The sequence below is a fragment of the Roseococcus sp. SDR genome (assembly GCF_019083995.1).
GTDB lineage: Bacteria > Pseudomonadota > Alphaproteobacteria > Acetobacterales > Acetobacteraceae > Roseococcus.
In genome coordinates this window covers 311,060-337,156 of sequence record NZ_JAHRCU010000001.1, presented here as the reverse complement: position 1 = coordinate 337,156, position 26,097 = coordinate 311,060, and the positions used below count along the sequence as shown (strand labels likewise).

24 protein-coding genes are annotated in these 26,097 nt (G+C 70.3%); 12 read left to right on the top strand and 12 right to left on the bottom strand.

Annotated features, from left to right (window positions below; translation table 11 throughout):
- Positions 1 to 4 precede the first annotated feature (4 nt).
- The 6 genes from KTR66_RS01685 to KTR66_RS01660 all read right to left on the bottom strand — a co-directional run bounded on the left by KTR66_RS01685 (position 5) and on the right by KTR66_RS01660 (position 8,760).
- Positions 5 to 3,163 carry an efflux RND transporter permease subunit gene (locus tag KTR66_RS01685; protein WP_213609694.1) on the bottom strand — a complete coding sequence of 1,053 codons (3,159 nt, stop codon included), beginning with the start codon at positions 3,161 to 3,163 and terminating at the stop codon, positions 5 to 7.
- A gap of 9 nt (positions 3,164 to 3,172) precedes the next feature.
- Positions 3,173 to 4,378: an efflux RND transporter periplasmic adaptor subunit gene (locus KTR66_RS01680; RefSeq protein WP_213609691.1), complete on the bottom strand. Its 1,206-nt coding sequence runs from the start codon at positions 4,376 to 4,378 to the stop codon at positions 3,173 to 3,175.
- A 146-nt stretch (positions 4,379 to 4,524) separates the two neighbouring features.
- Positions 4,525 to 5,238, bottom strand: coding sequence for a transporter substrate-binding domain-containing protein (locus KTR66_RS01675; protein WP_213609689.1), 714 nt, complete (start codon positions 5,236 to 5,238; stop codon positions 4,525 to 4,527).
- Positions 5,228 to 6,838 (bottom strand): thiamine pyrophosphate-binding protein, encoded by a 1,611-nt coding sequence (locus KTR66_RS01670; RefSeq protein ID WP_213609687.1) that lies wholly within the window; start codon positions 6,836 to 6,838, stop codon positions 5,228 to 5,230. The genes KTR66_RS01675 and KTR66_RS01670 overlap by 11 nt, the downstream gene beginning before the upstream one ends.
- 24 nt (positions 6,839 to 6,862) lie before the next feature.
- A complete protein-coding gene (locus KTR66_RS01665) occupies positions 6,863 to 7,252 on the bottom strand; it encodes a hypothetical protein (protein WP_213609685.1) in 390 nt (129 codons plus the stop codon).
- A gap of 29 nt (positions 7,253 to 7,281) precedes the next feature.
- On the bottom strand, positions 7,282 to 8,760 hold the full coding sequence (locus KTR66_RS01660; RefSeq protein ID WP_213609683.1) for an amidohydrolase family protein: 1,479 nt from the start codon (positions 8,758 to 8,760) through the stop codon (positions 7,282 to 7,284).
- A 111-nt stretch (positions 8,761 to 8,871) separates the two neighbouring features.
- Here KTR66_RS01660 and dctP point away from each other — a divergent pair, with 111 nt between their 5' ends.
- The 11 genes from dctP to KTR66_RS01605 all read left to right on the top strand — a co-directional run bounded on the left by dctP (position 8,872) and on the right by KTR66_RS01605 (position 18,917).
- Entirely contained in the window at positions 8,872 to 9,849 is a 978-nt protein-coding gene (gene dctP / locus KTR66_RS01655; RefSeq protein ID WP_213609681.1) for a TRAP transporter substrate-binding protein DctP, read from the top strand.
- A 78-nt stretch (positions 9,850 to 9,927) separates the two neighbouring features.
- Positions 9,928 to 10,518 (top strand): TRAP transporter small permease, encoded by a 591-nt coding sequence (locus tag KTR66_RS01650; protein WP_213609922.1) that lies wholly within the window; start codon positions 9,928 to 9,930, stop codon positions 10,516 to 10,518.
- Complete coding sequence (locus tag KTR66_RS01645; protein WP_213609678.1) at positions 10,515 to 11,792, top strand: TRAP transporter large permease; 1,278 nt, start codon at positions 10,515 to 10,517, stop codon at positions 11,790 to 11,792. The genes KTR66_RS01650 and KTR66_RS01645 overlap by 4 nt, the downstream gene beginning before the upstream one ends.
- Before the next feature lie 56 nt (positions 11,793 to 11,848).
- Positions 11,849 to 12,973 (top strand): efflux RND transporter periplasmic adaptor subunit, encoded by a 1,125-nt coding sequence (locus KTR66_RS01640; RefSeq protein WP_213609676.1) that lies wholly within the window; start codon positions 11,849 to 11,851, stop codon positions 12,971 to 12,973.
- On the top strand, positions 12,970 to 14,160 hold the full coding sequence (locus KTR66_RS01635; RefSeq protein WP_213609674.1) for an FtsX-like permease family protein: 1,191 nt from the start codon (positions 12,970 to 12,972) through the stop codon (positions 14,158 to 14,160). The genes KTR66_RS01640 and KTR66_RS01635 overlap by 4 nt, the downstream gene beginning before the upstream one ends.
- A complete protein-coding gene (locus KTR66_RS01630; RefSeq protein ID WP_213609672.1) occupies positions 14,157 to 14,852 on the top strand; it encodes an ABC transporter ATP-binding protein in 696 nt (231 codons plus the stop codon). The genes KTR66_RS01635 and KTR66_RS01630 overlap by 4 nt, the downstream gene beginning before the upstream one ends.
- A 33-nt stretch (positions 14,853 to 14,885) precedes the next feature.
- Entirely contained in the window at positions 14,886 to 15,236 is a 351-nt protein-coding gene (locus KTR66_RS01625; protein WP_213609670.1) for a copper resistance CopC family protein, read from the top strand.
- Entirely contained in the window at positions 15,233 to 16,129 is an 897-nt protein-coding gene (locus tag KTR66_RS01620; protein WP_213609668.1) for a CopD family protein, read from the top strand. Before KTR66_RS01625 ends, KTR66_RS01620 begins: the two co-directional genes overlap by 4 nt.
- A 66-nt stretch (positions 16,130 to 16,195) precedes the next feature.
- Positions 16,196 to 17,431: an ABC transporter substrate-binding protein gene (locus KTR66_RS01615; protein ID WP_213609666.1), complete on the top strand. Its 1,236-nt coding sequence runs from the start codon at positions 16,196 to 16,198 to the stop codon at positions 17,429 to 17,431.
- Positions 17,432 to 17,435: 4 nt separating this feature from the next.
- Entirely contained in the window at positions 17,436 to 18,695 is a 1,260-nt protein-coding gene (locus tag KTR66_RS01610; RefSeq protein WP_213609664.1) for a serine hydrolase, read from the top strand.
- A 69-nt stretch (positions 18,696 to 18,764) separates the two neighbouring features.
- Positions 18,765 to 18,917, top strand: a complete 153-nt coding sequence (locus KTR66_RS01605; RefSeq protein ID WP_213609662.1) for a hypothetical protein — start codon at positions 18,765 to 18,767, stop codon at positions 18,915 to 18,917.
- On the opposite strand, the gene KTR66_RS01600 is transcribed toward KTR66_RS01605, so the two are convergent.
- The 4 genes from KTR66_RS01600 to KTR66_RS01585 are packed head-to-tail and all read right to left on the bottom strand — an operon-like array spanning position 18,914 to position 24,141.
- Positions 18,914 to 19,606, bottom strand: coding sequence for an SDR family NAD(P)-dependent oxidoreductase (locus KTR66_RS01600; RefSeq protein WP_213609660.1), 693 nt, complete (start codon positions 19,604 to 19,606; stop codon positions 18,914 to 18,916). The two genes, KTR66_RS01605 and KTR66_RS01600, sit on opposite strands and share 4 nt — an antisense overlap.
- Positions 19,593 to 21,257, bottom strand: coding sequence for a hydantoinase B/oxoprolinase family protein (locus KTR66_RS01595; RefSeq protein ID WP_213609658.1), 1,665 nt, complete (start codon positions 21,255 to 21,257; stop codon positions 19,593 to 19,595). The genes KTR66_RS01600 and KTR66_RS01595 overlap by 14 nt, the downstream gene beginning before the upstream one ends.
- Positions 21,257 to 23,350, bottom strand: coding sequence for a hydantoinase/oxoprolinase family protein (locus tag KTR66_RS01590; protein WP_213609656.1), 2,094 nt, complete (start codon positions 23,348 to 23,350; stop codon positions 21,257 to 21,259). Before KTR66_RS01590 ends, KTR66_RS01595 begins: the two co-directional genes overlap by 1 nt.
- Positions 23,351 to 23,352: 2 nt before the next feature.
- A complete protein-coding gene (locus tag KTR66_RS01585) occupies positions 23,353 to 24,141 on the bottom strand; it encodes an SDR family oxidoreductase (RefSeq protein WP_213609654.1) in 789 nt (262 codons plus the stop codon).
- 125 nt (positions 24,142 to 24,266) lie between these two features.
- Between KTR66_RS01585 and KTR66_RS01580 the strand changes: the two genes are divergently transcribed.
- On the top strand, positions 24,267 to 25,238 hold the full coding sequence (locus KTR66_RS01580; protein ID WP_213609652.1) for a D-glycerate dehydrogenase: 972 nt from the start codon (positions 24,267 to 24,269) through the stop codon (positions 25,236 to 25,238).
- Positions 25,239 to 25,251: 13 nt separating this feature from the next.
- Here KTR66_RS01580 and KTR66_RS01575 read toward each other — a convergent pair whose 3' ends face one another.
- Both KTR66_RS01575 and KTR66_RS01570 read right to left on the bottom strand, forming a co-directional pair.
- A complete protein-coding gene (locus KTR66_RS01575) occupies positions 25,252 to 25,752 on the bottom strand; it encodes a LysR family transcriptional regulator substrate-binding protein (RefSeq protein WP_213609920.1) in 501 nt (166 codons plus the stop codon).
- A gap of 15 nt (positions 25,753 to 25,767) precedes the next feature.
- Positions 25,768 to 26,046, bottom strand: coding sequence for a LysR family transcriptional regulator (locus KTR66_RS01570; RefSeq protein ID WP_213609650.1), 279 nt, complete (start codon positions 26,044 to 26,046; stop codon positions 25,768 to 25,770).
- Positions 26,047 to 26,097: the final 51 nt, after the last annotated feature.

Here is a 26,097-nt window from a genome sequence, read left to right as displayed (position 1 = left end):
CGCCCTACTCCGCCGGCGCCGTCTTGGCGGGGGCCGCCTTGGCCGGGGCCGCGGCCTTCTCCACCGCCGAGCGCGTGCGGAAGAGGCGCAGGATCAGCACGAAGAAGAGCGGCACGAAGAGGATCGCCAGCACCGTGCCCGCCACCACGCCGCCGATGACCCCCACGCCGATCGCGTTCTGCGCGCCCGAACCCGCGCCGGAGGAGATCGCGAGCGGCACCACGCCCAGCGTGAAGGCGAGCGAGGTCATGATGATCGGCCGCAGCCGCTGGCGCGCGGCTTCCGTCGCCGCCTCGGCCAGGGAAAGCCCGCGGTCGAAGCCCTCGCGCGCGAATTCCACGATGAGGATGGCGTTCTTGGCCGTCAGCCCGATCGTCGCGAGCAGCCCCACCTGGAAATACACGTCATTCGCCATGCCCTTCCACAGCGAGGCGAGCACGGCGCCCAGCACGCCAAGCGGCACGGCCAGCATGACCGCCGTGGGGATGGACCAGCTCTCATAAAGGGCCGCGAGGCAGAGGAAGACCACGATCAGCGAGATCGCATAGAGCGCCGGCGCCTGGCCGGAGGATTGCCGCTCCTGGAAGGAGATGCCGCTCCATTCATGCCCGAAGCCGGGTGGGAGCTGCTGCATCAGTCGCTCCATCTCCTCCATCGCCTGGCCGGTGGTAAAGCCGGGGGCCGGCCCGCCCTGGATTTCGCGCGAAGGGATGCCGTTGAACCGCTCGAGCCGCGGCGAGCCGAAGCGCCATTCCGCGCGCCCGAAGGCGGAGAAGGGCACCATCTGCCCCTGCGCGTTGCGGACATACCATTTGTCGAGGTCGGAGGGGACCATGCGCGCATCCGGCGCGCCCTGCATGAAGACGCGCTTGATCCGCCCGCGATCCATGAAGTCATTGACGTAGGTCGCTCCCCAGGCGGTGGAGAGCGTCTGGTTGATCTCGGTGATGGTGAGGCCGAGGGCGCTCGCGCGCTCCCAGTCGATGATGAGGCGGAACTGCGCCTCGTCATTCAGCCCGTTGGCGCGCACGCGGGAGAGGATGGGGCTGGCCTGGGCGAGGCGCAGCAGCTGGTCCCGCGCCTCCATCAGCGCCTGGTGGCCCATGCCCCCACGATCCAGCAGCTGGAAGGAGAAGCCGGTGGCATTGCCCAGCTCGCGGATGGCGGGCGGCGAGGAAGCGCTGATCAGCGCATCCTGATAGGTGGCGAAGCGGCGATTGATGCGCTCGGTCAGCGCGCTCACCGAGTTCTGCGGCCCGCGCCGCTCATCCCAGTCCTTCAGCGTGATGAAGCCAAGGCCGGAGGCTTGCCCGCGCCCGCCGAAGCTGAAGCCGTTGATGGCGAAGAGGCTGTCCACCACGGCCCCCTCCTCCTCGCGCAGGTAGCGGCCGACATCGTCCAGCGCGCGCTGCGTGCGGTCGGCCGTCGCACCCGGCGGGGCGGTCACCTGCACGAAGGCGATGCCCTGGTCCTCATTCGGCAGGAAGCCGCCGGGCAGGCGCAGGAAGGAATAGCCGAGCGCGCCGAGCAGGGCGACGTAGACCAGCATCATCCGCGCCGGGCGGCGCAGGCTGGCGCGCACGCCCCAGAGATAGCCATTCGTCGTGCGGTCGAAGCCGCGGTTGAACCAGCCATAGAAGCCGCGCGTCCCCTGCCCCGGCTTGTGCGGCTTCAGCATCGTGGCGCAGAGGACCGGCGTGAAGAAGATCGCGACCAGCACGGAAAGCCCCATGGCGGTGGCGATGGTCACCGAGAATTGCCGGTAGATCACGCCGACCGAACCGCCGAAGAAGGCCATGGGCAGGAAGACGGCCGAGAGCACGAGGCCGATGCCGATCAGCGCGCCGGTGATCTGGTCCATGGATTTCCGCGTGGCCTCGATCGGCGAAAGATGCTCCTCCGCCATCACGCGCTCGACGTTCTCCACCACCACGATCGCGTCATCGACCAGAAGGCCGATGGCCAGCACGATGCCGAAGAGGGTGAGCGTGTTGATGCTGAAGCCGAGCGCGGAGAGCACCGCGAAGGTGCCCAGCAGCACGACCGGGATCGCCATGGTCGGGATCAGCGTCGCGCGCAGGTTCTGCAGGAAGAGCAGCATGACGAGGAAGACGAGGACCACCGCCTCGATCAGCGTCATGATCACGCTCTTGACCGAGCGCTTCACGAAGGGCGTCGTGTCCTGCAGGTAGGTGACCTCGAGGCCGGGCGGGAAGCTCGGGCGCAGGCGGTCCACCGTGGCGCGGACGGCGGCGGCCGTATCCAGCGCATTGGCGCCGCTGGCCAGCCGGATGCCGATGCCGCTCGAGATGCGGCCATCGAGCTGGGTGGTGATGGCGTAGTTCTCGCCGCCGATCTCGAGCCGCGCCACGTCGCGCAGCCGCACCTGCGAGCCATCGGCGCGCACGCGCAGCAGGATGGCGCCGAAATCCTCGGTGGTTTGCAGGTAGGAGGGGCCGATGATGGTGGCATTCAGCTGCTGCCCGGGCACCGCCGGCAGCCCGCCCATCTCGCCGCTCGAGACCTGGACGTTCTGCGCGCGCACGGCGGCCGCGACGTCGGAGGGCGTGAGCCCGAAATTGATGAGCCGCGCGGGATCGAGCCAGATCCGCATGGCGAATTGCGCGCCGAAGACCTGGAAATCCCCCACGCCCGGCGTGCGGCTGATCGGGTCCTGCACATTGGCCGCCAGGAAGTCGGTGATGTCGAGGCGCTCCATGCTGCCATCGGTCGTGTAGAAACCGACGATCATCATCCAGTTGCCGGCCGACTTCACGACGCGGATGCCCTGCTGCTGCACCGTCTGCGGCAGGCGGGGCACGGCGAGCTGCACGCGGTTCTGCACCTGCACCTGCGCCGTGTCGGCATTGGTGCCGGGCGCGAAGGTGAGCTGGATGCGCGCCTGGCCGTCCTTCGTCGTCTGGCTGTCGAAGAAGAGCAGGTTGTCGATGCCGGTGAGCTGCTGCTCGATCACCTGCACCACCGTCGCCTGCACCGTCTCGGCCGAGGCGCCGGGGAAGGTCACGTTGATCGCGATGGTGGGCGGCGCGATGGCCGGATATTGCGAGACGGCCATGCCCCGCAGCGCAAGCACGCCGGCCAGCATGATGCCGATGGCGATGACCCAGGCGAAGACCGGGCGGTCAATGAAGAAGCGGGCCATGGGGCGGGCCTAGCTCGCCGCCTGGCCGCGCTCGGTCGCCCGCACCCGCGTGCCGGGGCGGATGCGCTGCAGCCCCTCCACCACCACCTTGTCCCCGGGGTTCAGGCCGGCGGTCACCATCCAGTCATTGCCCAGCGCCCGGTTGGCCCGCAGGATGCGGCTCTCCACCACGCCCTCGGCATTCACCACGAAGGCCATGGGCTCGCCGCGGGGCGTGCGCAGCACGGCGCGCTGCGGCACCAGCAGGGCGCGGTCGGTCACGCCCTCCTCGACGCGGGCGCGGACGAACATGCCGGGCAGCAGCAGCTGGTCGGGGTTGGGAAACACGGCGCGCATGGTGACCGAGCCGGTGCCCTGGTCCACGATCACCTCGGCGAACTGCACCTCGCCCGGATGCGGATATTCCGAGCCATCCTCCAGGATGAGGCGCGCCGTCGCGCGATCGGCCGAGGGGCGGCGGAGCGCGCCGCTCTCCACATCACGGCGCTGCTGCAGCAGGGCGGCGGCGGGCTGCGTCAAATCCACCAGGATGGGATCGAGCTGCGCCACCGTCACCAGCGCGGTCGGCTGGTTCGCGGTCACCAGCGCGCCCGGCGTCACGGTCGAACGCCCCGTGCGGCCCGCGATGGGTGAGGCGACGCGGGTGTGGTTCAGGTCGATCCGCGCCGTCTCCAGCGTGGCGCGGAGCGAGACCAGATCCGCCTGGGCCTGGCGCAGCGTGGTCTCGGCATTCTCCAGGTTCTGCTCGCTCACCACCTGGGAACGCGCGAGGGTGCGCAGCCGGTTCACCGTGCTCTGCGCCACGCGCTCGGCCGCTTCCATGCGGGTGATGTTCGCCTCGGCCCGGCGCACCGCCGCCTCGAAGGGGGCGGGATCGATCTGGAACAGCGGCTGGCCGACGGCGACTGACTCGCCCTCGGTGAAGAGGCGCTCGCGCAGCAGCCCGCCGACCTGGGGGCGGATCTCCGCCACGCGCAGCGGCGCGGTGCGTCCGGGCAGCGTGGAGGTGACCGGGATTTCCCGCCGCTCGATCGTGACGACGGTGACGGCGACGGGTGCGGGCGGCTGGGCCGGGGCCTGGGCCTGGGCGGCGCCCACCTTCGGATCGTCGCAACCGGCCAGGAGCAGGGCCAGCCCGGCGGCGGGCAGCGCGGCCGCCCAGAACATCGCGAGGCGGGAGGGCGAGGCGGCAGCTCGTGCGGTCACAGGCGTCATGTCGGTCACCCTGGAAGTATCATTGCAGAAACTGGTGAGTTTCCAAACCAAGTCAATGTCACGTGGCATGATCTTTCTGGCGCGCAACGCAAGCAGCGGAGGAATCGACGATTTTTTGGGCAGGCTGCCTGCCGGCTGGGCCATTCTCAACGTGCGACGGAAAGCCCCCGCACCCCGTGCCGCTCGATCAGGCCGGCCACCAAGCCGCTCGCCTTCGCCTCGGCGACGAACTCCGCGAGCCAGGCGGCGCCGGCCGCATTCGCCCGGGCCGTGCCAATCGCTTGCTGCACCGTGGTAAAGTTGCCCTCCAGGATCCGCGCGCCCGGCAGCGCCTCGGCATCCGTGAGCAGCCGCGGCTTCAGGCCGGCCAGCACCTCGAGTCCCTCGCGCTGGAACAGCTCGAAGGCGCCGTCGAGGCTCTCGGCCCGCAGCAGTTCCGCCGCGCGGATATTGCGCGCGAGCCAGAGGTCATAGGCCGCGCGCGCCGTCACCGCGATGCGCACACCCGGCCGGTCCACCTGGGCCAGTTCTGTGATGGGGGAATCGCCCCGCACCAGATAGGTGGCCTCGATCTCGGCATAGGCCGGCGTGAAGGCGATCTTCTCGGCCCGCTGCGGCTCGGCGCCGATCAGGCCGATATCCCAGCTGCCCACGGCATCGGCCAGCTCGCCGGGCCGCGGGAAGGGCATGTACTGCACCGGCACGCCGAGGCGGTCGGCGATGGCGCGCGCCATGCCGGGCGAGACGCCATCCGGCTCGCCCGCCGGGCCGCGCCCGGTGACCAGCAGGAAGTTGCTCATGTTGATGGCGGCGCGCAGCACGCCTGTCGGCGCCAGCTGGGCAAGAGCCTCACGCTGCATGGGGAAGCACCGCCTGCATCGAGGTCTTGACCAGGATCGCCGCCGGCCCCGGCGCCGCGATGGCCGCCCGCATCGCCTCGAAGTCATGGCGCGTGTTCACCCGCGTGACCGGCAACCCAAAGGCCTGCGCCCAATGGGCGAAATCCGGATTGGCGAACATGGTGCCGCTGACGCGGCCGGGATGCTGCCGCTCCTGATGGATGCGGATGGAGGCGTAGCCGAGGTTTTCCGACAGAAGCAGCTTGATCGGCAGCCGCCGTTCCAGCGCCACCGCCATCTCGCCCCCCGTCATCAGGATGCCGCCATCCCCCACGCCGCAGACCACGGTGCGCCCCGGCTCGCGCAGCAGGGCGGCGACGGCGGCCGGCACGCCGAAGCCCATGGCGCCCGAGACCGGCGCCAGCAGCCGCTGCCCCGGCCGCCAGATCGCCTTGCGGTAGAAGGGCGCGCCGAAGGTGCCGGCATCGAGCGTGATGATGCCATCCGCCGGCAGGGCCGCGTGCACCACCTGCGCCACCTCGGCGAAAGCGAGGCCATCCTGCCAGTCGCGCGGCGTCACCTTGCAATCGGCCACGTGCAGCGCACGCAGCCGCGCGATCCATTCGCCCCGCGGCGGGCGCCGCCCCGGCGCGCCCAGCACCGTCATGAGCTGCACCGGATCGGCCGTCATCGCCACCTCGGCCGGGAAGTGCCAGTTGAGGTGCTTGGGGTCGGCGCAGAGATGCACGAGGCGCTGGCCCGGGGCGGGCCAGGAATAGCCCTGGGTCGTGATGTCCGTCAGCCGCGTGCCCAGCGCGAGGATGAGGTCGGCTTCGGCGAAGGCCTCGCGCTGCGCGTCCGGGTTCCGCAGGCCGAGATCCCCCGCATAGAAGCGGCTGGCATTGTCGAAGAGGTCCTGCCGGCGGAAGGAGACGGCGACCGGCACCTCCCATTGGGCCGCGAAGCGCGCCAGCGCCGCGCGCCCCTCCGCACTCTCGAAGCCATGGCCCGCCAGCAGGATGGGCCGCTCGGCCAGGTGCAGCAGATCCGAGATGCGCGCCACTTCGGCGGGCGCCGGGAGAGCGGGCCGGGCCGGGATGATGGCGGGCGCGGCAACACCGCATTCCATCGCCAGCACATCCTCGGGCAGCGAGAGCACGACGGGGCCGGGCACGCCCTGCATGGCCGCCGCATAGGCGCGGGCGATGAGCTCGGGCACCTGCTCGGGGCGCGTCGCCTCGCCCACGAATTTGCAGAAGCCGCCGAACATGCGGCCGTAGTCGATCTCCTGGAAGGCATCGCGGCGCAGATCCCGCGCCTCCACCTGGCCGATCAGCAGGATCAGCGGCACCGCATCCTGCTCGGCCGTGTGCAGCGCGATCGCCGCATTGCAGGCCCCCGGGCCCCGGCTCACCAGCACGACGCCGGGCCGGCCGGTCAGCTTGGCATCGGCGATGGCGGCGAAACCCGCCCCCCCTTCGTGCCGGCAGACGACGAGGTCCATCGGCGCGTCATGCAGCGCGTCCAGCAGCGCGATGTAGCTCTCACCCGGGACGCAGAAGGCCCGGTCCATGCCATGTTCGACCAGGAAGCCGACAAGGCGTTCAGCAGCGGTGCTCAAGGATCAATTCCGTTTTCGTGAAGGTCAGCGCGCGCCCTGTTCCCAGATTCGCGCGCTCGTCTCGGTGACGTTGCCGCGGTCCACGCGGAGGATGACCTCCATGGAGAGCATCTGCCGGTTCTCCATGGGGCGGCGCAGGTTGCAGTTCCATTCCCCGGCGGCGCCCGCCGGCGCGGCGCAGCTGAAACCCAGCGCATTGAGCCGCTGGATGGCTGGCCCGGGGTCGGCCCCGCGCGGGGAGAGCTGGTCCACCTCGCGCTTCAGCGCCTCGCCCGCCTGGCGTGGCCCCTGCCGGAGATAGGTGTCGAGCGCGGTCACCGGCCGATGATCCGGCCAGACTGACGCAACCAACGCCACCCCCGCGAGGATCGCGGCGCCCAGCATGGCCGCCCGCTTGATGGTGCCAGGTTGCATGACCGCCGAATCCTCCGGGTGTGACGCCATCAGGCGGCTTTGCGACGTGGGTTGCCGAGGAAGCGGCCAGGCGCCGCACTGCCCGGCCCCTGCCCTTCGACATGCGTCCGCACGCCATTGCACCAGACCTGCGCGATCCCGTCCGAAACCCGCATGGGGTCGGCATAGGTCGCGTTGTCGCGCACACGGGCAGGGTCGAAGAGCACGAGATCGGCGAAGGCGCCGGCGCGGATCACACCGCGATCCGGCAGGCCGAAGACCTGCGCGGTGCGGCCCGTCATCTTGTGGACCGCGCTTTCCAGCGTGAAGAGGCCGAGGTCGCGGGCATACATGCCCAGCACGCGCGGGAAGGTGCCCCAGAGGCGCGGATGCGGCTTCGCGTCGTGCGGGATGCCGTCGCTGCCGATCATGGCGCGGGGATGCGCCATGATGCGGCGGACATCCGCCTCGTCCATCATGAAGCTGATGGCGCCGGCGGGCAGGAGCCGATCCGCCGCCGCGCGCCGGGTCATGCCCCATTCCTGGGCGATGTCGTCCAGGTTGCGGCCCGCCATCTCCGGATGCGGGACGGACCAGGTGATCTGGATCGGCACGTCCTGGCGCAGCTTGTCGGGCATCAGCACCGTCGAGCCCGCCGGATAGGGATAGACGTCATAGGCGACCGGCTGGTCCTGGCCGAGGCGGTCCATCAGGGCCAGCGTATCGCGCGAGCGGCCGAAATTCTCGCTCATGCTGCATTTGTGGTGGCTGATGACGACTTCGAGCGGCTTGTCGGGCGTGCCCGCCTCGCGCCCCGTGCGCAGCGTCTCGCGGATGCTGTCCATCACATGGTCCGCCTCGTCGCGCATATGGGTCGCGTAGAGGCCGCCCTCCTCGCGCAGCACTTCGGCGATGGCGATGACCTCCTCGGTCGGTGCCTGGGCATTGGGCGGGTAGTAGAGGCCGGTGGAGAAGCCGCCCGCGCCTTCGCGCAGCGCGCCGCGCAGGCGTTCCTGCATATGGGCGATCTCGCGGTCATTGGCCGCGCGATAGACATCGCCCGCCATGGCCTCCACGCGCAGCGACATGTGCCCGCAAAAGGCGAAGGTGTTCACCGAGGTCGGCTTCTTCGCCAGCGCCTCGGCATATTCGCCGAAGCCGCCCAGCGTGAACCAGCTCTCATCGCCCAGAAGATCGAGCGGCGGCGGCGGGCGGTTGGAGAGGCGCAGCGGCGCGAGGCTGACGCCGCAATTGCCGACGACGACAGTGGTCACCCCCTGGCTCGTCTTGCAATGCATGCATTCGGGGCCGCAGACCACGGCCCGGTCATCATGGGTGTGGGCGTCGATGAAGCCCGGGGCGAGGGCCAGCCCCTTCGCCTCGATCTCCTCCTGGCCCGTGGCGCTGCCCAGCGCGCCCACCGCCACGATCCGGTCCCCCTCCACCGCCACATCCGCGCGGAAACGGGGCGCGCCCGTCCCGTCGAAGACGGTGGCGTCACGGATCACCAGGTCACAGCGCAGGGTCATGGGCGTTCCTCAACTCTTCATTGGCAAGATGGAACAGCTTTGCGCCGAAGGCCATGTTGCGTGCAGGCACCCTAATAACGTATCCCGGTTTTACAAAATCCGGAGGTAAACATGTCCCTGATTCGCCGTTCCGCCCTTCTGGCGGGGCTTGCCACGCTCGTGATGGGCGGCGCCGCCTCGGCGCAGACCCAGATCACCATCCAGCACGCGCTGCCGCCCAACAGCCACACCGGCGCGGGCCCCATCGCCTTCAAGGAGACCTTCGAGCGGCTGACGAACAATCGTTACCGCATCGTCATCCAGCGCAACGACAATGAGCGCGAAATGATCGAGAGCGTGCAGATCGGCACCATCGACTGCACCTTCACCTCGACCGGCCCCGTCGGCAATTTCGTGCCCGAGGTCCGCATCTTCGACGTGCCCTTCCTGTTCCGCGACACGGCCCATGCCCGCGGCGTGCTGGACAGCGAGATCGGCCAGCAGGTCCTCGCCCGCTTCAACGCGCGCGGCCTGCACGGCGTGATCTGGACCGAGAACGGCTTCCGCCACCTGACCAATTCCCGCCGCGACGTGAACACCCCGGCCGATATCCGCGGCCTCAAGGTGCGCACCATGGAGAACCAGGTGCATATGCGCGCCTTCTCGGTGCTGGGCGCGCTGCCCACGCCGATGGCCTTCTCCGAGCTGGTGCCCGCGCTGCAGCAGGGCACGGTGGACGGTCAGGAAAACCCGATCTCGGTGATCGTGGCGAACAACCTGAACCAGGTGCAGCGCTACATGACGCTGACCAACCACGTCTATTCGCCGGCCGTGATGATCTGCAACCCGGGCACCACGCAGCGCCTGAACGCCGCGGATCGCGCGCATTTCATGACCGCCGCCCGCGCCGCGCAGGAAGCCAACCGCGCCCGCGTGACGGCCGACGAGGCCTCGGGCGTCGAGGAACTTCGCCGCCGCGGCATGACGGTGATCACCACCGTCAACACCGCCGCCTTCCAGGAAGCGCTGGCGCCCGCCTTCGCCGAGTGGGAGCGGACGATGGACGCGAACACGCTGCGCCGCATCCGCGACTGGCGCCCGGCGCAATAAGCCCGAAGCGCTGACGATCCTGGCCGCGGGGCGCACCCCCCGCGGCCTTTTGCTTGAGGGGGGACCCGCGTGAATCCCATGAACACCACGCCGCTCGCGATCGTGCTTTGCGGCACCGTCGCGCTGGTCCTGGCAGCCCTTTGGGCCGGCCGGCCCGGCCCGGGCCCGCATGCGGGGATCCGCCGCGCCGTCCTCGCGGCCGACCGCATCAGCACCGGCATCGCCACCGCCATCGCGGTGGCCGCCCTCCTCGTCGCCGTCTTCGCCGGTTTCTGGCAGGTGGTGGCCCGCTTCGCCACCGAGACGCCCTCCGTCTGGTCCGAGGCGCTGGTCCGCACCGCGCTGGTCTGGATGGCCTTCCTCGGCCTCGCCGCCGCGATCCGCACCGGCTCCCTCGTCTCCATCGACATGGCGCATCGCTATTCGCGCGGCGCGGTCCGGCGCGGCATCGAGGCCGCGGTGCTCGCCGGCAACCTTTCGCTGATGGGCGTGCTCTTCTGGTTCGGCTGGATCATGGCCGAGCGCGTGAAGTTCCAGGAGATGGCGGGCCTCGAGGTCTCGATCAGCTGGGGCTATGCGGCGCTGCCCATCGGCGCGGCCTTCGCCGTGCTGGGCGCACTCGGGCAATTCCTCGACCACAGGTCGGAAGAACTGGAGATGGCCGTATGAGCAGCTTCATGCTGACCGCGATGCTGGTGCTCTTTGCCGCCAGCATCCCCGTCGCCGTCGCCATCGGCATCGCGGCCGTCATCGGCGTCGCCAACTTCACCAACTTCCCCCTGATCGTGGCCGCCCAGCAGCTCTATGTGGCGCTGGACCGATTTCCGCTGGCCGCCATCCCCTTCTTCATCCTGGCCGGCAATCTGATGGATGTGGGCGGCATCTCCCGCCGCCTCGTGGATTTCGCCAAATCCATCGTGGGCGGCATCCAGGGCGGGCTGCCCGCCACCTGCATCGTCACCTGCATGATCTTCGCGGCCATCTCCGGCTCCTCCGTCGCCACCACCTTCGCGATTGGCGCGGTGATGATCCCGGCGCTGATCAAGGCGGGCTATCCGGTGCCCTTCGCGGCGGCGCTGATGGCCACAGCCGCCGAGCTCGGCGTCATCATCCCGCCCTCCATCCCGATGATCCTCTATGGCGTCACCACGCAGACCAGCATCCCCGAGCTCTTCATGGCGGGCTTCGGGCCGGGCATCCTGATCGGCGGCGCGCTGATCGCGACCGTGCTCATCTGGTGCCGCATCACCGGCTGGGGGAAGAATGACGGCGAGGGCCGGCTGTCCGTGCTGACCGCGACCAAGCAGGCGGGCTTCGCCCTCTTCATGCCCTTCGTCGTGCTGGGCGGCATCTATGGCGGCATCACCACGCCGACCGAGGCCTCGGTCATCGCCGTCATCTACGCCGTGCTGGTCGGCATGTTCCTGCACCGCGAGATCACGCTGCGCGACCTCTACCCCATCTTCAAGAAGTCGGTGATCAGCTCGGCGGTCATCATGTTCATCATCGCCTGTGCGGGCCTCTTCTCCTGGCTGCTGAACCGCCAGGGCGTGCCGGACGCGGCGGCGGAACTCATCGTCCATACCTTCGACTCGCCCACCTGGTATCTGCTCGGCGTGAATGCCTTCCTCTTCGTGGTGGGCATGTTCGTCGAGACCTCGGCCTCCATCATCGTCCTCGCCCCCATCCTGGCCGAGGCGGCGGAGCGGATGGGCATCAACCAGGTGCATTTCGGCACGGTGATGGTGGTGAACCTGGCGATGGGCATGATCACGCCGCCCTTCGGCGTGAACCTCTTCGCCGCGGCCCAGGTGGCGGGCACCAGCATCGACCGGATGATGCGCTACCTGCCCATCTTCATCGCGGTGATCTTCGCCTGCCTCATGGTCATCACCTATGTGCCGGCCATCGTGATGTTCCTGCCGGACCTGGTGTTCAGGTGATCTCCCGCTTGACCTGACCGGCGTGGGAAGGCGCAACCTTCCCCGCCATGAGACGCTTGCGCTGGCTTCTGCTGCTGCTGCTTCCCCTCGCGATCGCGGGGGGCCTCTTGGCCTGGGGCCAGCGCCCGCTGGAGGTGAGCCTTGCCCGCGTCGAGCGTAACGTGCCGCTCCGCGTCTTCGGGCTCGGCACGGTCGAGGCGCAGATCCTCTCCCGCATTGGCTTCGAGATCTCCGGCACGCTGGTGGCGCTGGAGGCCGATCACGGCGACCGCGTGGCGCAAGGCACGGTGCTGGCGCGGCTGAACGAGACCTCGCAGCGCGCCCGCGTCGCCCGCGCGGAAGCGACGGTACAGAGCGCCGAGGCCCAGCAGCCCCGCGTCGCCGCCATCGCCGAACGCGCGGCCGCCACCTATGCCCAGAAGCGCAGCCTGGCCCAGCGCCGGCGAGAGCTCGCCACGCGCGGCAGCGGCTCGCTGGAGGCGGCCGAGATCGCGGAGACCGAGGCGACCACGGCGGCGGCCGATCTCGCGGTCGCGCGGGCCGACATCACGGTGGCGCAGGCGCTGCTGGCCGATGCCCGCGCGAACCTGGCCGCCGAGCGCGGAACGCTCGCCAAGCACAGCCTGGTGGCGCCCTTCGACGCGCTGGTCATCGCCCGCAACCGCGAGGCGGGAAGCGCGGTGCAGCCGGGCGAGGTGATCTTCACCCTGGTCGCCCCCGGCAGCCTCTGGGCGCTCGCGCATGTGGACGAGGCGCGGGCGGGCCGCCTGCGCGAAGGCCAGCCGGCCGAGGTCCGCCTGCGCTCCCTCCCCGGCGAGGTCTTCCCGGCCCGCGTGGTGCGCATCGGCCTGGAGAGCGACCGCGTGACGGAGGAGCGCCGCGTCTGGCTGCGCTGCGAGCGCTGCCCCGAGCGCCCCGTGCTGGGCGAGCAGCTCCAGGTCGAGATCGAGACCGGCCGCCTGGCCGAGGCCCGCCTGGTGCCGGAGGCCGCCATCACCGGCTTTGACGGCGCCACGGGAAGCGGCTGGGTGCTGGAGGGCGGCCTGCTGCACCAGCGCCCGCTGCGCTTCGTGGGCCGCACGCTGGATGCGCGCCTGGTCCTCGCCGATGGCAGCCCCGAGGTGGTGACGCGCATCCTGCCCGGCTTCCGCGAGGGGCGGGCCGCGCGCGCCATCCCATGAACCTCGCGCTGCGCGACATCCGCCACAAGCTTGGCCGCTTCCTGCTGACCTGCGCGGGGCTCGGCCTGCTGCTGGGCGTCGCACTCGCCATGGTCGGCATCTATCGCGGCGTGGTGGAGGAAGCGCTCTCGCTCACCCGCGCGCTGGACGCCAATCTCTGGGTGGTGGAGGGCGGCACGCGCGGCCCCTTCGCGGAAGCGAGCCGCATCCCGGGCGACACGCGTGAGGCGGTGGCGCGCATCGCGGGTGTTACGGCCGCCGGCAGCGTCACCTTCCAGACCGTCGAGGCGCGCGTGGCCGGCAGTGCCGCCGCCAGCACCGCCGGCGCCTTCCGCAATGAGGCGGGGCGCGAGCGCGTGGGCGCGCCGCTGCGCGTGCAGATCGTGGGGTATGAGCTGGACCGGCCGGGCGGCCCGCCCGCGCTGGTGGAGGGCCGTGGCATCGCCGCGCGCCGCGAGATGGTCCTGGACCGCGGGGCGCGCCAGCCCTTGGGCGCCATGGTCGAGATCGGCGGGCTGCGCTTCCGCGTGGTGGGGCTGACGGCGCGCGCCGTTTCCTCCGGCGGCGATCCGCTGGGCTGGATCACGCTGGCCGATGCGCAGGAATTGCAGTTCCGCCTGAACGCGCCCGCCGCACGCCGCGCGACCGCCAGCGGCAGCCAGGGCCAGCCGCAGGATTCGGTGAACGCCGTCATTGCCCGCCTCGCCCCGCATGCGGACCCGGCGCAGATCACCGAGCAGCTGCGCCGCTGGAAGCACCTGGCCGCCCTCTCGGAGGCCGAGCAGGAAGAGGTGCTGACCCGCAGCGTGGTGGAGCGCGCACGCAAGCAATTGGGCCTCTTCACGGGCATCCTGCTGCTCGTCTCGGGCGTGATCGTGGCGCTGATCGTCTACATGCTGACCATGGACAAGCTGCGCGAGATCGCGACGCTGAAGCTGATCGGGGCACCCGACCGCGCCATCGTCTCGCTCGTCATGCAGCAGGCGCTGCTGCTGGGGGCCGTGAGCTTCGCCAGTGGCGCCGCGCTGCTGCTGCTGGTGAAGGACGTGTTTCCCCGCCGCGTCGTGCTGGGGCCGGAGGTGCTGCTGGCGGTGGCCGGCGTGGTCTTCGTGATCTGCCTGCTGGCCAGCCTGCTGGGCGTGCGGGCCGCGCTGCGCATCGAACCCGCCCAGGCGCTGGGCGGATGAACCTGGTCGAGCTGGCCGGCATCGCCAAGGGCTTCGGCCGTGGCGAGGCGCGCGTCCAGGCGCTGTCCGACATCCATCTGACGGTCGCCCCCGGCGAGGTGGTGGGGCTGCGCGGCCCCTCGGGCAGCGGGAAATCCACCCTGCTCAACGTCGTCGCCTGCATTCTGGAGCCCGATGCGGGGGTGATGCGCCTAGCCGGCGAGACGGTCTGGGAGGGCGCCTGGAAGCGGCGAGACCTGCGGGCGCTGCGCCGCGAGAAGATCGGCTTCATCTTCCAGGCGCACAATCTGCTGCCCTTCCTGAACGCGACCGACAATGTGGCGCTGGCCATCACGCTTTCGGGCGTGGGCCTCAGCGAGGCGCGGCAACGCGCGGCGGCGCTGCTCGATCACCTCCAGGTCGGCCGCCGCGCCAGCGCCATGCCGGCGCTGCTCTCGGGCGGCGAGGCGCAGCGGGTCGCCATCGCCCGGGCGCTGGCCAACCAGCCGCGCATCATCCTGGCCGATGAGCCGACGGCGGCGCTCGATTCCGAACGCGCGCGGGTGGTGATGGAATTGCTGCGCCGCGTGGCGCGGGAGCAGCAGGCCGCCATCCTCGTCGTCACGCATGACGAGAAGATCTTCGACCGCTTCGACCGCATGGTGAATCTGCGCGACGGGCGGATCGAGAGCGAGACGCATCCCGGCGCTTGACCCTGACCTCATGGGAAGGCCGAGACAGGGCGCATGCGCAACCTGCTCGCTGCCCTGCTGATTCTCGCCCCCGGCCTCGCGCTCGCGCATTCCGAATTGCGCAGCAGCAGCCCGGCCGATGGCGCGCGCCTCACGGGCCCCCCCGCCGAATTCCTGCTGCGCTTCAACGAGGCGGTGCAGGTGACCTCGCTGCGCCTGCTCGATGCCGCGGGCCAGCCCTTGCCGCTGCGCCGCGCGGGCGATGCCGCGCCCCGGCGAGAGGAGCGCGCCACCCCCGAAGCCCCCCTGCCCCCCGGCGCGCTGCGCCTCGAATGGCGCGCCATCTCGGCCGATGGGCACCCGATCCGCGGCACCATCCGCTTCACGCTGGAGCGCGCGCCATGATCCTCGAATATCTCCAGCCCGATCCGAGCCTGCTGGATGGCGCGACGGTGCTGCTGCGGGCCGCGCAATACGCCACCTCGCTGGGCGCGGCCGGCATCGGGCTCTTCCTGGCGGCATTCGGCCATCGGCTGGATGCGGCGGGGATGGCGCATCTGCGCCGCTGGCTGCTGGGCGCCGCCTTGGCCGGCATCGCCGTCTCGCTGGCGGGCCTCCTGCTGCGCGCGCAGATCCTGAGCGGCGGCGAAGCCTGGTTCGACGGCGCGGTCTGGCGGGCCATGATGGTCTCGCGCATCGGCGATGCCTTCTGGCTGCGCTGTGCGGGCCTGGCGCTGCTGGCGCTGGCGGCGATGCCCTGGCCGGTGGCCCCGGCGCTGGCCGCCATGGGTGCGCTGATGGCGGCGGCGAGCTATGCGGCCATGGGCCATTCCACGCTGTTCCGCCCGCGCCAGGAACTCTCCGCCCTGGTCACGCTGCACCTGCTGGCCGTCGGCTTCTGGATCGGCAGCCTGCCGCTCTTGATCCGCGCCGCCCGCGCGGGCGAGGGCGCGCTGATCGCCGCCTGGTCGCGCGCGGCCCTCGCCATGGTGGCGGTGGTGGTGCTGGCGGGCGGCATGGCGGCCGTGCTGCTGGTGCCGCGCTGGGATCTGCTCTTCGCCGCCTGGTATGGCTGGGCGATGATCGTGAAGCTGGCCCTGGTGCTGGGCCTGATCGCGCTGGCCGCCCGGCACAAGCTGCGCCTGACGCCGGCGCTGGAAGCCGGCGATGAGGCCGTGCCGGGAAAGCTGGCGCGCTCCATCCGCATGGAGGCGGTGCTGGCCCTGCTGGTCTTCTGGGCGGCGGCCGAAATGGTCTCGGTCCATCCCATTGATGCGGGCCATCGCATCGCCCCCTGAACCCGGCGCTTGCGCGCGGCCCGATCCCCGCGCAGCATCCTTCCAACATCAGGGAGGCCAAACGCCATGAATCCGATCACCCGCCGCGGCGCACTCGGCGCCGCCACCGCCATCGCGGCAACACCGCTGCCCGGCCGCGCCCAGCCGCGCGACAATGTGATCCGCATCGGCGTCCTGGCCGATATGAGCGGCCCCTATCGCGACACCTCCGGCCCCACCTCCGTCGCCGCCGTGCAGCAGGCGATCGAGGATCTCGGCATGGCGCAGCGCGGCGTGCAGGTGGAGGTGCTCTCGGGCGACCACCAGAACCGGCCGGATGCGGCGCTCGCCCTCGCCCGCCGCTGGATCGACACACAGGGCGTGGACATGATCTGCGAGGTGAACAACAGCGCCATCGCGCTGGCGCTGGCCAACCTCGTGCGCGAGAAGGACAAGATCCAGCTCGCCTCCGGTGCCGCCTCCTCCGCGCTGACCGGCCCGCAATGCTCCACGCATACGGTGCAATGGACCTATGACACCTGGATGTTCGCCAATGTGGTGGGCGGCGCCACCGTCCGCTCCGGCGGCGATTCCTGGTTCTTCATCACCGCCGACTATGCCTTCGGCCACCAGCTGGAGCGCGACACCTCGCAATTCGTCACGCGCTCGGGCGGGCGGGTGATGGGCAGCGCCCGCTACCCCTTCCCCGGCACCACCGATTTCAGCTCCTTCCTGCTGCAGGCGCAGGCGAGCCGCGCGAAGGTGGTGGGCCTCGCCATGGCGGCGGCCGACATGCAGAACTGCGTGAAGCAGGCGCATGAATTCGGCCTGACGCGGCGCGGCCAGCAGCTCGCCGGCATGATCATGTTCGTGCAGGACATCCGCTCCATCGGCCTCGAGGCCGCGCAGGGGATGGTGATGAGCGAGGTCTTCTACCACGACCTGAATGACCGCACGCGCGGCCTCGCGCAACGCATCCTGCGCCGCACGCCGGACAACATGCCGAACCAGGAACATGCCGGCACCTATTCCTGCGCCATCCATTACCTCAAGGGCGTGATGGAAGTGGGCGTGCCGCGGGCCAAGGCGAGCGGCATCGAGGTGCTGAACGTGATGAAGCGCATGCCGACCGAGGATGACGCCTTCGGCCCCGGGCGCATCCGCGAGGATGGCCGCAAGATCCACCCCGCCTATCTCTTCGAGGTGAAGGCGCCCCGCGAATCCCGCGGCATGTGGGATTTCTACAAGCTGCGCGCGACCGTCCCCGCCGAAGAGGCCTTCCGCCCCCTCAACGAGGGCGGCTGCCCTCTGATCAGGACCTGAGACCATGCAGCGCCGTCATCTCGCCCTGCTGCCCGCGGGCATCCTCGCCACCCCGGCGATCGCGCAGGAGGCGGAGCGCAGCCAGGACCTGGTCCAGGGCTTCTCCCGCGCGCGCCTCGCCCGCTTCCAGCCCGCCATGGCGCGGGAGGTGGAGCGCGGCAGCTTCAATGGCTGCGTGGCGCTGATCGCGCGCAACGGCCAGATCATCCATCACGAGGCCTATGGCCATCAGGACAATGCGCGGCGCATCCCCATGACGCGCGAGGCCATCTTCCTCCTGGCCTCCATGACCAAGCCCATCACCAGCGTCGCCGCCATGATGCTGGTGGAGGAAGGCCGCATGAAGATCGGCGACAACATCACCCAATGGCTGCCCGAGCTGCGCGAGCTGAAGGTGATGACCCGCGAGGGCGAGGTGCCGCTGGCCCGCCCCATCACCGTGCAGGACCTGCTGCGGCATTCCTCGGGCTTCGTCTATGCGGCGGCCTCGCCCTTCCCGCGCATCCGCGAGCTCTATGAGGAGAACGACATCGAGGCCCGGCGCGGCCCGGTGCCGGGCGATGAGATGCTGCGCCGCCTGGGCACCATTCCGCTGGCCTTCCAGCCGGGCGCGCAGTTCTTCTACTCGATCAGCACCGATGTGCTGGGCCTGCTGCTGCAGCGCGTCGCCGGCCAGCCGCTGGACCGGCTGATCGCCGAACGCATCACCGGCCCGCTCGGCATGACGGACACGGTCTGGTGGGTGGACCCGGCGCGGCGTTCGCGCGTGGCGGAGAGCATCGCCTCCGACCCGCTTTCCACGCCCATGTGGAACAGCTACCGCATCGAGCAGAACCCGGTTCCCGCCGGCCATTTCAAGGGCGGCGCGGGGCTGGTGGGCACCAGTTCGGACTATTTCCGCTTCGCGCAGATGGTGGCCAATGGCGGCAGCTTCGAGGGCAAGCGCTACCTCTCGGCGCCCACGGTGAACTGGATGCTCTCGGACCATATGGGCAGCATGGGCGGCACGCCCCAGGCCAGCACGGGCCCGGGCTATGGCTTCGGCCTCGGCTTCGCGGTGCGGCGCGAGCAGGGCATCGCCGTCGCCCCCGGCTCGCCCGGCGATGCGATGTGGGCCGGCGCCTGGGGCACCAGCTTCACCATTGATCGCGCCGAGAAGCTTGTCGGTGTCTTCATGGCGCAGGGGCCCTCCTCGCGCACGCATACGCGCATGGTGTTCAAGAACATGGTCTATGGCGCGATGGTGGAGAGCCTGCGCGGCTGAGGCTTGCGGCAGATCATTTTGTCCCCACCTCCCGGTCGTTAAACCGACCGGGAAAGAGGACGAACGACGATGCTGCTGAAACTGATCTGCGCCCGGGTGCTGCTCTCGAAATTCGCCATCCGCGGCGCGTTTGCGGCGGGCGCCATGGTGGGCACGGCGGGCGTGATCGGGCTTTGCGCGCTGCGGAAGACGATCGCGGAGAAGCGGGACAGCGCCGCCTAGAAGGTCTCGACCCAGGGACGCAGCGCGATCTCATGGCTCCACGCGCTGCGCGGCTGGTGCAGCGCGTGCAGATAGGTGTCGGCGATCGCATCGGGGTCGAGCAGGGAATCCGTGCCCGGCGCGGCCACGCGACTCGCGGAAGCGATGCCGCCATCAATCACGAAATGGCAGATATGGATGTTCTGCGGGTGCAGCTCGCGTGCCAGGCTTTCCGCCAGGCCGCGCAGCGCGAACTTGCCCATGGCGAAGGGCGCTGATTTCGGAAAACCCTTCACGCCGGCCGAGGCGCCGGTGAAGAAGATGGAACCGCGCCCCACCGCCAGCATGCGCCGCGCCGCCTGCTGCGCGGCCAGGAAGGCGCCGAAGGCGCAGACTTCCAGCGTGCGGCGCACCTGCTCGGGGTCGAGCTCGATGAGCGGCCCGCGCACACGGAAGCTCGGATTGTAGACGACGAAGGCGGGCGCGCGCTGCGCGGCGTCCAGCGCCTCGAACAGCGCGGCCACGGAAGCCGGATCGGCTGCATCGCAGCCATGGGTGCTGGCGCCGGTCTCGGCGGCGAGTGCGGCGAGCTTGCCCACATCCCGCGCCGCCAGCGCCACATCCCAGCCGGCGGCCGCGAGCTTGCGCGCGAGCGAGGCGGAAAGCCCCGCGCCCGCGCCGATGATCAGGGCGGTGTCAGCCCTGGCCATAGACCCGCTTCGCCTCGGCCAGGCTCACCAGCCCATCGGCCACGTCGCGCGCCACCAGCGCGGGGTCGCGCTGCTTGGGGTCGCCCATGCCGCCGCCGCCGGGCAGCTTGAGCACCAGATGCCGCCCCTTCGGGATCACCTGGAAGCCCTTGGTGCGCAGCACCGTGCCATTGGCGTCATCGAGCCCGACCCAGCCGCCCGCGCCCTCGCCACCGCCAAAGCGGCCCTTGGGCGGATTGGCCACGCGGTCGAAGATCGCGTTCACGGCGAATTCGGCATCCTTCTTGGCGCCGATCTCCATGATCTGGCCGAAGCCGCCGCGCGTCTTGCCCGGGCCCGCGGAATCCGGCCGCAGCTCCTTCCGCCAGAAGATCACGGGCGCCACGTTTTCGGTGGCCTCCACCGGCATGGTGCGCACGCCGGAGGGGAAGGCGATGCCGTCCAGGCCATCCTTCGTGGGCCTGGCGCCGGTGCCGCCGGAGTTGAAGGTGATGATCTCGAAATCCTCCACCTCCGCCGCCTGCCCGCTCACCTGGCTGCCACCGCGCAGCGGCGGGTTCCACAGCGCCGACGAGCCCTCGGCATTCACGCGGTCCGGGATGGCCTGGGCGAGGCATCCCATCATCAGATCGGGAATGAGCTGGCCGATCACATGCCGCACGCTGACCGGATAGGGGCGCGGCGCGTTCAGGATGCAGCCCTCCGGGATTTCCATGCGGAACGGCAGCAGGCTCGCCCAATTGTTCGGGATCTCGGGCGCGATCACGCATTTCAGGCCGAAGCAGGCATAGGCGCGGCAATAGGCCGGCGGCACGTTGATGCCGCGCGTGGAGAGACCCGAGGTGCCCGCGAAATCCACCACGATCTCGCCGCCCTCGGCGCGCATCGCGGCCTGCAGCGTGACCGGCGCCTCATAGCCATCCGAGCGGATCTCGCCGCGCCAGACGACGCTTTGCGGCAGCTTCGCGATCTCGGCCTTGGTGGCGCTCATGCTGCTGTCGAAGATGAAGGCGGCCAGATCGTCCAGGCTCTCCATCCGATACTCGTCCATCATCTCGACGAGGCGCTTGGCGCCGGCATCATTGCAGGCGCAGAGCGAGTAGATGTCGCCCTCCAGCTCGACGGGCGTGCGGCTGCCGGCGCGGATGAAGTCGAAGAAGGTGTCGTTGGGCTGGCCGGCCTCGAAGCACTTCACGATCGGGATATAGAGCCCTTCCTCGAAGACCGAGCGCCCCTCGGGCCCCATGCCGAGGCCGCCGATGTCGATGATATGCGCGGTATTGGCGAAGAGGCCCACGATCTTCCCGTTGCGGAAGGCGGGGCTGACCACCGTCAGGTCATGCAGGTGGCCGGTGGCGAGCCAGGGGTCATTGGTGATGTAGTGGTCGCCCGGCTTCATGGTGTGGGCGGGGAATTTCTTGAGGAAATGCCCCACCGCCTCGGCCATGGAATTCACATGGCCCGGCGTGCCGGTGACGGCCTGCGCCATCATCCGCCCTTCCAGATCGAAGACGCCGGCCGAAAGATCGCCCGCCTCTCGCACCGTGGTGCTGAAGGCGGTGCGGATCATGGTCTGCGCCTGTTCCTCGACCACCGCGATGAGGCGGTTCCACTGGATCTGGCGTTGGATCTTTTCGAGTGCCCCGCTCATCACGCATCCCCTCGCGTCAGTTCCAGATAGCCCAGCCCATCCATCCGGCAGGTCCAGCCCGGGCCCACCAGCGTGGAGGTCTCATCCTCCGCGATGATGCAGGGCCCCGGCACTTCCGCCCCCGGCGCCATCTGCGTGCGGTCATAGACCTGCCAGGTGGCGACCACGCCGGTCGCGGTATCGCGCACCTGCTGGCTGCGGATGGGCTTGGGCGCGGGTGCGGCGGCCACTTCGGCGGCAGGTTCCACATCCTCCACCACGGTGGCGACGGTCACGGCGAAGCTCAGCACCTCCACATCGCTGCCCGGAACCGGGCGGTCGTAGAAGCGCGTATACTCCGCGTCGTAAGCCGCGCGGATGGCGGCGATGTCGGCCTCCACCAGCGGCCGCACGGGCAGCGCGACGGCGATCTCATGCCCCTGCCCGACATAGCGCATATAGCCGATGCGGTGCTCGACGGTCGCAGCACCAAAGCTGCCCTCCGCCACCACCTTGGACGCCTCGGCGCTCATCGCCGCCAGCAGCGCGTTTACGCCGGCCACGTCGAAGCTCGCGAAGCGGGTGTAGAGGCTCTTCACCACCTCATAGCCCACGGGCGCGCGCAGGAAGCCGATGGCCGAACCCACGCCCGCGCCGGACGGCACCAGCAGCTTCTTCACGCCGATCTTCTCGGCCACGCGATAGCCATGCACGGGCCCGCCGCCACCGAAGGCGATGATGGCGCGGCCCTCATAGGATTTGGCAGACTCGATGGCATGGACACGCGCCGCATTGGCCATGTTCTCATCCACCATCTCGACCACGCCGAGTGCGGCCATGCCGGCCTCCAGGCCGAGGCCCTTGCCCACATGCTCCACCAGCGCCGCCTCGGCGGCCTGGGTGTTGAGCGCGAGCGAACCACCCGCGAAGGCCGCCGCGTCATAGCGGCCGAGGGTGAGGTTCGCATCCGTCACCGCGGGCTTGGTGCCGCCGCGGCCATAGCAGGCCGGGCCGGGATCGGCGCCCGCGGATTCCGGCCCCACCTGGATGCGCCCCATGCTGTCGAGATGCGCGAGCGACCCGCCACCCGCGCCGATCTCCACCATCTCGATCACGGGGATGCGCAGCGGCAGGCCCGAGCCCTTCCGGAAGCGGCCGACGCGCGCGACCTCGAAGGTGCGGCTCGCCTGCGGTGCGAAATCGTCGATCAGGCAGACCTTGGCCGTGGTGCCGCCCATGTCGAAGCTCAGCACCTTGCCCCAGCCGCGCTGCTTGGCCACATGCGCCGAGAAGATCGCACCCCCCGCCGGCCCGCTCTCCACGAGCCGGATCGGGAAGCGCGACGCCGTCTCGATGGTGGTGAGCCCACCGCCCGAGAGCATCAGGAAGAGCGGGCAGGTCATCCCACCCGAACGCAGCCCCGCCTCCAGCCGCGCCAGGTAGCTGGCCATGAGCGGCTGCACATAGGCATTGGCGACGGTGGTGGAGAAGCGCTCCCATTCGCGCATCTCGGGGCTGACTTCGCAGCTGAGCGAGATCGGCAGTTCCGGCCATTCGGCGCGGATGATCTCGGCCGCGCGGCGCTCATGCACCGGGTTCACGAAGCCATGGATGAAGCCGATGGCGAGGCTCTGCACGCCCTCCGCCTTCATGAAGGGGATCCAGGCGCGGACCGCCTCCTCATCCAGCTTCACCAGCACCTGGCCGGTATTGTCCAGGCGCTCCGTCACCGGCAGGCGCCAGCGGCGCGGCACCAGGGGCTGCGGCAGCTCGATGTTCAGGTCGTACTGGTCGTAGCGGCTCTCATTGCCCAGCGCGAGCACATCGCGGAAGCCCTCGGTGGTGAGCAGCGCGGTGGGCGCGCCCTTGCGCTCGATCAGCGCATTGGTGGCGAGCGTGGTGCCATGGATCAGCAGCGTGATGTCGGAGGGCTGCAGCCCGGCGCGGGCGAGCACCACCCGCACGCCTTCCAATACGCCCAACTCCGGCGCATGCGGCGTGGTGAGGACCTTGGCGGTCCAGCGCTGGACCTGGTCCTCGCCCGTGGTCGCCTCGATCGCCACATCCGTGAAGGTGCCGCCGATATCGACGGCGAGGCGAGCCTGACTGGACATGCTCACCACCCGCGCACCATCCCGCCATCGGTGCGCATGATGCTGCCCGTGATGTAGGCCGCCTGCTCACTGCACAGGAAGGCCACCAGCGGGCCGTATTCGCCGGGCAGGCCATAGCGCCCGGCCGGGATGGTCTTGCTGCGCTCGGCGATCACCTCATCCACCGTCTTGCCCTGGCGCTTGGCGAGGCTACCCGCCGTCTCCAGCGAACGGTCCGTGCGGATCGCACCGGGGGCAACGATGTTGCAGGTGATGCCCTCATGCGCCACCTCGGCGGAGAGCGTCTTCATCCAGCCCATGATGCTGGCGCGCAGCGTGTTGCTCAGCACCATGTTGGGCAGCGGCTGCAGCATGCCGGTGCTGCCGACATTGATGATGCGGCCATACTTGCGCTCGCGCATGCCGGGCAGCAGCCGGTTGGTGATGCGGATGGGCGAGAGCACGATGCTCTGGAACCAGGTGGAGAGCAGCGCCTCCGTCACCTCCAGCGCGGGGCCGGGCGGCGGGCCGCCATGGTTCTGCACCAGGATGTCCACGCCGCCCATGGCCGCCACCGCGCCATCGGCCAGCGCGTCCATCTGCTCGGGCTTGGAGACATCGGCCGGGATGCCGGTGCAGGAAGCCGCACCCGCCGCCACCAGTTCCTTGGCGGCCACATCCAGGCTCGCCTGGTCACGCCCGCTGATGACCAGCGCCGCGCCCTCGGCCGCCAGCGCATCCGCGATGGAGCGCCCCAGGCCCTTGGAGGCCCCCATCACCAGCGCGCGCTTGCCCTTGAGCCCGAGATTCATGGTCCATATCCCCTGAAAAAACCGGGCTTGACCCTGCCGCGCCGCGCCCCCTCTGGCAAGCCGCCGCGCGGCCGTTATGTTGCGCCCTCCCAAGCCCGCATCGGGCAAGTGACCAGGAAACGACCATGCCGAAGCCCGTGCTGCTCATCACCCGCAAGCTGCCCGAAGCCATCGAGGCGCGCGCCGCGCGGGATTACGAGGTGCGGCTGAACCCCGATGACGCCCCCTGGTTCCGCGACGGCGCCGAGATCGCCAAGCGCGCCCAGGGTGCGGATGGCATCCTCTGCGCGGCCGGCGACCCGATGAACGCCGCCACCATCGCGGCGCTGCCGGCCTCGGTGAAGTGCATCGCCACCTTCAGCGTGGGCTATGACCATCTGGACGTGGCCGCCGCCCGCGCGCGCGGCATCACCTGCACCAACACGCCCGAGGTGCTGAGCTTCGCCACCGCCGAGACGGCGATGACGCTGATGCTCATGGCCGCCCGCCGCGCGGGCGAGGGCGAGCGCATGGTGCGCGCCGGCAAGTGGGAGGGCTGGGCGCCGACGCAGCTCATGGGTGTCACGCTGGAGGGCAAGAAGCTCGGCATCCTCGGCATGGGCCGGATCGGGCGCGAGCTGGCCGCCATGGCGCGCGGCTTCAAGATGGAAATCCATTACCGCGACATCAACCGCCTGCCGCCCGAGGCGGAGATGGGCGCCATCTACCACGACAATGACGCGAGCTTCCTCAAGACGATCGACGTCATCTCCATGCATGTCCCGGGCGGCGATGCCACGCGCAAATGGCTGAACGCCGAGCGGCTGGCGATGATGAAGCCCGGCCACCTGGTCGTGAATTCCGGCCGCGGCGGCAGCGTGGATGACGCGGCCCTCGTGGCTTCGCTCACCTCGGGCCACACCCGCGCCGCGGGCCTCGACGTCTATGATGGCGAGCCCAAGGTCTTCCCCGGCTATTTCGCGCTGGAGAATGTGGCCCTGCTGCCGCATCTCGGCTCCGCCACCATCGAGGTGCGCGACGCCATGGGCCATCGCGCGCTGGAGAATCTGGACGCGGTGCTGATCCACAAGACGCCCGCGCCGCACGCCATCCGCTGAGGCGGCGGGGCGTTCAGGCGCATTCCGCCGAGACGCCCAACTCGCCGCAGATGCGCAGGCCCTCCGCGTGGCCCTGCGCATCGGCGTCGCGCAGCAGGTCCAGGAAGCCAGTCTCCGCCTCGCCCAGCCGGCGGCCGCGCAGGCGCAGCACGCCCGGATGGATGCAGACCCAGGGCTCCCGCCAGGGCAGCGCCACCACCTCGCCAAGCCGCAGCAGCCGCGCGGCGAGGCCCGTCGTCGCCGCCACCACCACATCCGAACGCGCGACCAGGTTCAGCGCGACCGTCGGGCTCTCATGCACCAGGGCCGGGAAGGCCGCGTGCGGGGCGCCCCGCTCCCGCGCCGCTTCCCGCGCCTTGACCAGCGACGCCTGCACCTCGCGCGGGGCGCGGCCGATGAAGGCGAAGGGATAGGCCATGATGTCGGCCAGGGTGACGCCGGGCCGATGGGTCAGCGGATGGCCGGGCCGGACGACGAAGACGCCCGGCTGCGGGCGCAGCGCCTCCGCCTCCAGCCCCGGGTCGCCCTGTCAGCCGCGCAGATCGAGCAGGCCGAGCGGCGCCTCGCGCTCCAGCTCGGCCATGCGCCCCAGGATGTCCCGCGCATCGGCCAGCACCGCGCGGCCGAGATCAGTCGTGACGGTGCCGCGGCCGGTGCGTTCGAAGAGCGGCCCGCGCAGCCGCGCCTCGATCGCGGCCAGCCCGCGCGTCACCGCGGATTGCGCGACGCCCAGCGCGCGCGAGGCCCGCAGCAGGCTGCCATGCTCATCAATGGCGATGAACAGGCGGAGGTCGCGGATCTCCAGCATATGCTTTCACCGCAATCCTTGATTGCTGTCTCATGTTTAGCGCCAGAGGCG

Excerpts from the sequence above, each read along its gene's own strand:
- KTR66_RS01685 (WP_213609694.1), bottom strand. The coding sequence starts at position 3,163 with ATGGCCCGCTTCTTCATTGACCGCCCGGTCTTCGCCTGGGTCATCGCC.
- KTR66_RS01680 (WP_213609691.1), bottom strand. The coding sequence starts at position 4,378 with ATGACGCCTGTGACCGCACGAGCTGCCGCCTCGCCCTCCCGCCTCGCG.
- KTR66_RS01675 (WP_213609689.1), bottom strand. The coding sequence starts at position 5,238 with ATGCAGCGTGAGGCTCTTGCCCAGCTGGCGCCGACAGGCGTGCTGCGC.
- KTR66_RS01665 (WP_213609685.1), bottom strand. The coding sequence starts at position 7,252 with ATGCAACCTGGCACCATCAAGCGGGCGGCCATGCTGGGCGCCGCGATC.
- KTR66_RS01660 (WP_213609683.1), bottom strand. The coding sequence starts at position 8,760 with ATGACCCTGCGCTGTGACCTGGTGATCCGTGACGCCACCGTCTTCGAC.
- dctP (WP_213609681.1), top strand. The coding sequence starts at position 8,872 with ATGTCCCTGATTCGCCGTTCCGCCCTTCTGGCGGGGCTTGCCACGCTC.
- KTR66_RS01650 (WP_213609922.1), top strand. The coding sequence starts at position 9,928 with ATGAACACCACGCCGCTCGCGATCGTGCTTTGCGGCACCGTCGCGCTG.
- KTR66_RS01645 (WP_213609678.1), top strand. The coding sequence starts at position 10,515 with ATGAGCAGCTTCATGCTGACCGCGATGCTGGTGCTCTTTGCCGCCAGC.
- KTR66_RS01635 (WP_213609674.1), top strand. The coding sequence starts at position 12,970 with ATGAACCTCGCGCTGCGCGACATCCGCCACAAGCTTGGCCGCTTCCTG.
- KTR66_RS01630 (WP_213609672.1), top strand. The coding sequence starts at position 14,157 with ATGAACCTGGTCGAGCTGGCCGGCATCGCCAAGGGCTTCGGCCGTGGC.
- KTR66_RS01625 (WP_213609670.1), top strand. The coding sequence starts at position 14,886 with ATGCGCAACCTGCTCGCTGCCCTGCTGATTCTCGCCCCCGGCCTCGCG.
- KTR66_RS01620 (WP_213609668.1), top strand. The coding sequence starts at position 15,233 with ATGATCCTCGAATATCTCCAGCCCGATCCGAGCCTGCTGGATGGCGCG.
- KTR66_RS01615 (WP_213609666.1), top strand. The coding sequence starts at position 16,196 with ATGAATCCGATCACCCGCCGCGGCGCACTCGGCGCCGCCACCGCCATC.
- KTR66_RS01610 (WP_213609664.1), top strand. The coding sequence starts at position 17,436 with ATGCAGCGCCGTCATCTCGCCCTGCTGCCCGCGGGCATCCTCGCCACC.
- KTR66_RS01605 (WP_213609662.1), top strand. The coding sequence starts at position 18,765 with ATGCTGCTGAAACTGATCTGCGCCCGGGTGCTGCTCTCGAAATTCGCC.
- KTR66_RS01600 (WP_213609660.1), bottom strand. The coding sequence starts at position 19,606 with ATGGCCAGGGCTGACACCGCCCTGATCATCGGCGCGGGCGCGGGGCTT.
- KTR66_RS01595 (WP_213609658.1), bottom strand. The coding sequence starts at position 21,257 with ATGAGCGGGGCACTCGAAAAGATCCAACGCCAGATCCAGTGGAACCGC.
- KTR66_RS01590 (WP_213609656.1), bottom strand. The coding sequence starts at position 23,350 with ATGTCCAGTCAGGCTCGCCTCGCCGTCGATATCGGCGGCACCTTCACG.
- KTR66_RS01585 (WP_213609654.1), bottom strand. The coding sequence starts at position 24,141 with ATGAATCTCGGGCTCAAGGGCAAGCGCGCGCTGGTGATGGGGGCCTCC.
- KTR66_RS01580 (WP_213609652.1), top strand. The coding sequence starts at position 24,267 with ATGCCGAAGCCCGTGCTGCTCATCACCCGCAAGCTGCCCGAAGCCATC.
- KTR66_RS01570 (WP_213609650.1), bottom strand. The coding sequence starts at position 26,046 with ATGCTGGAGATCCGCGACCTCCGCCTGTTCATCGCCATTGATGAGCAT.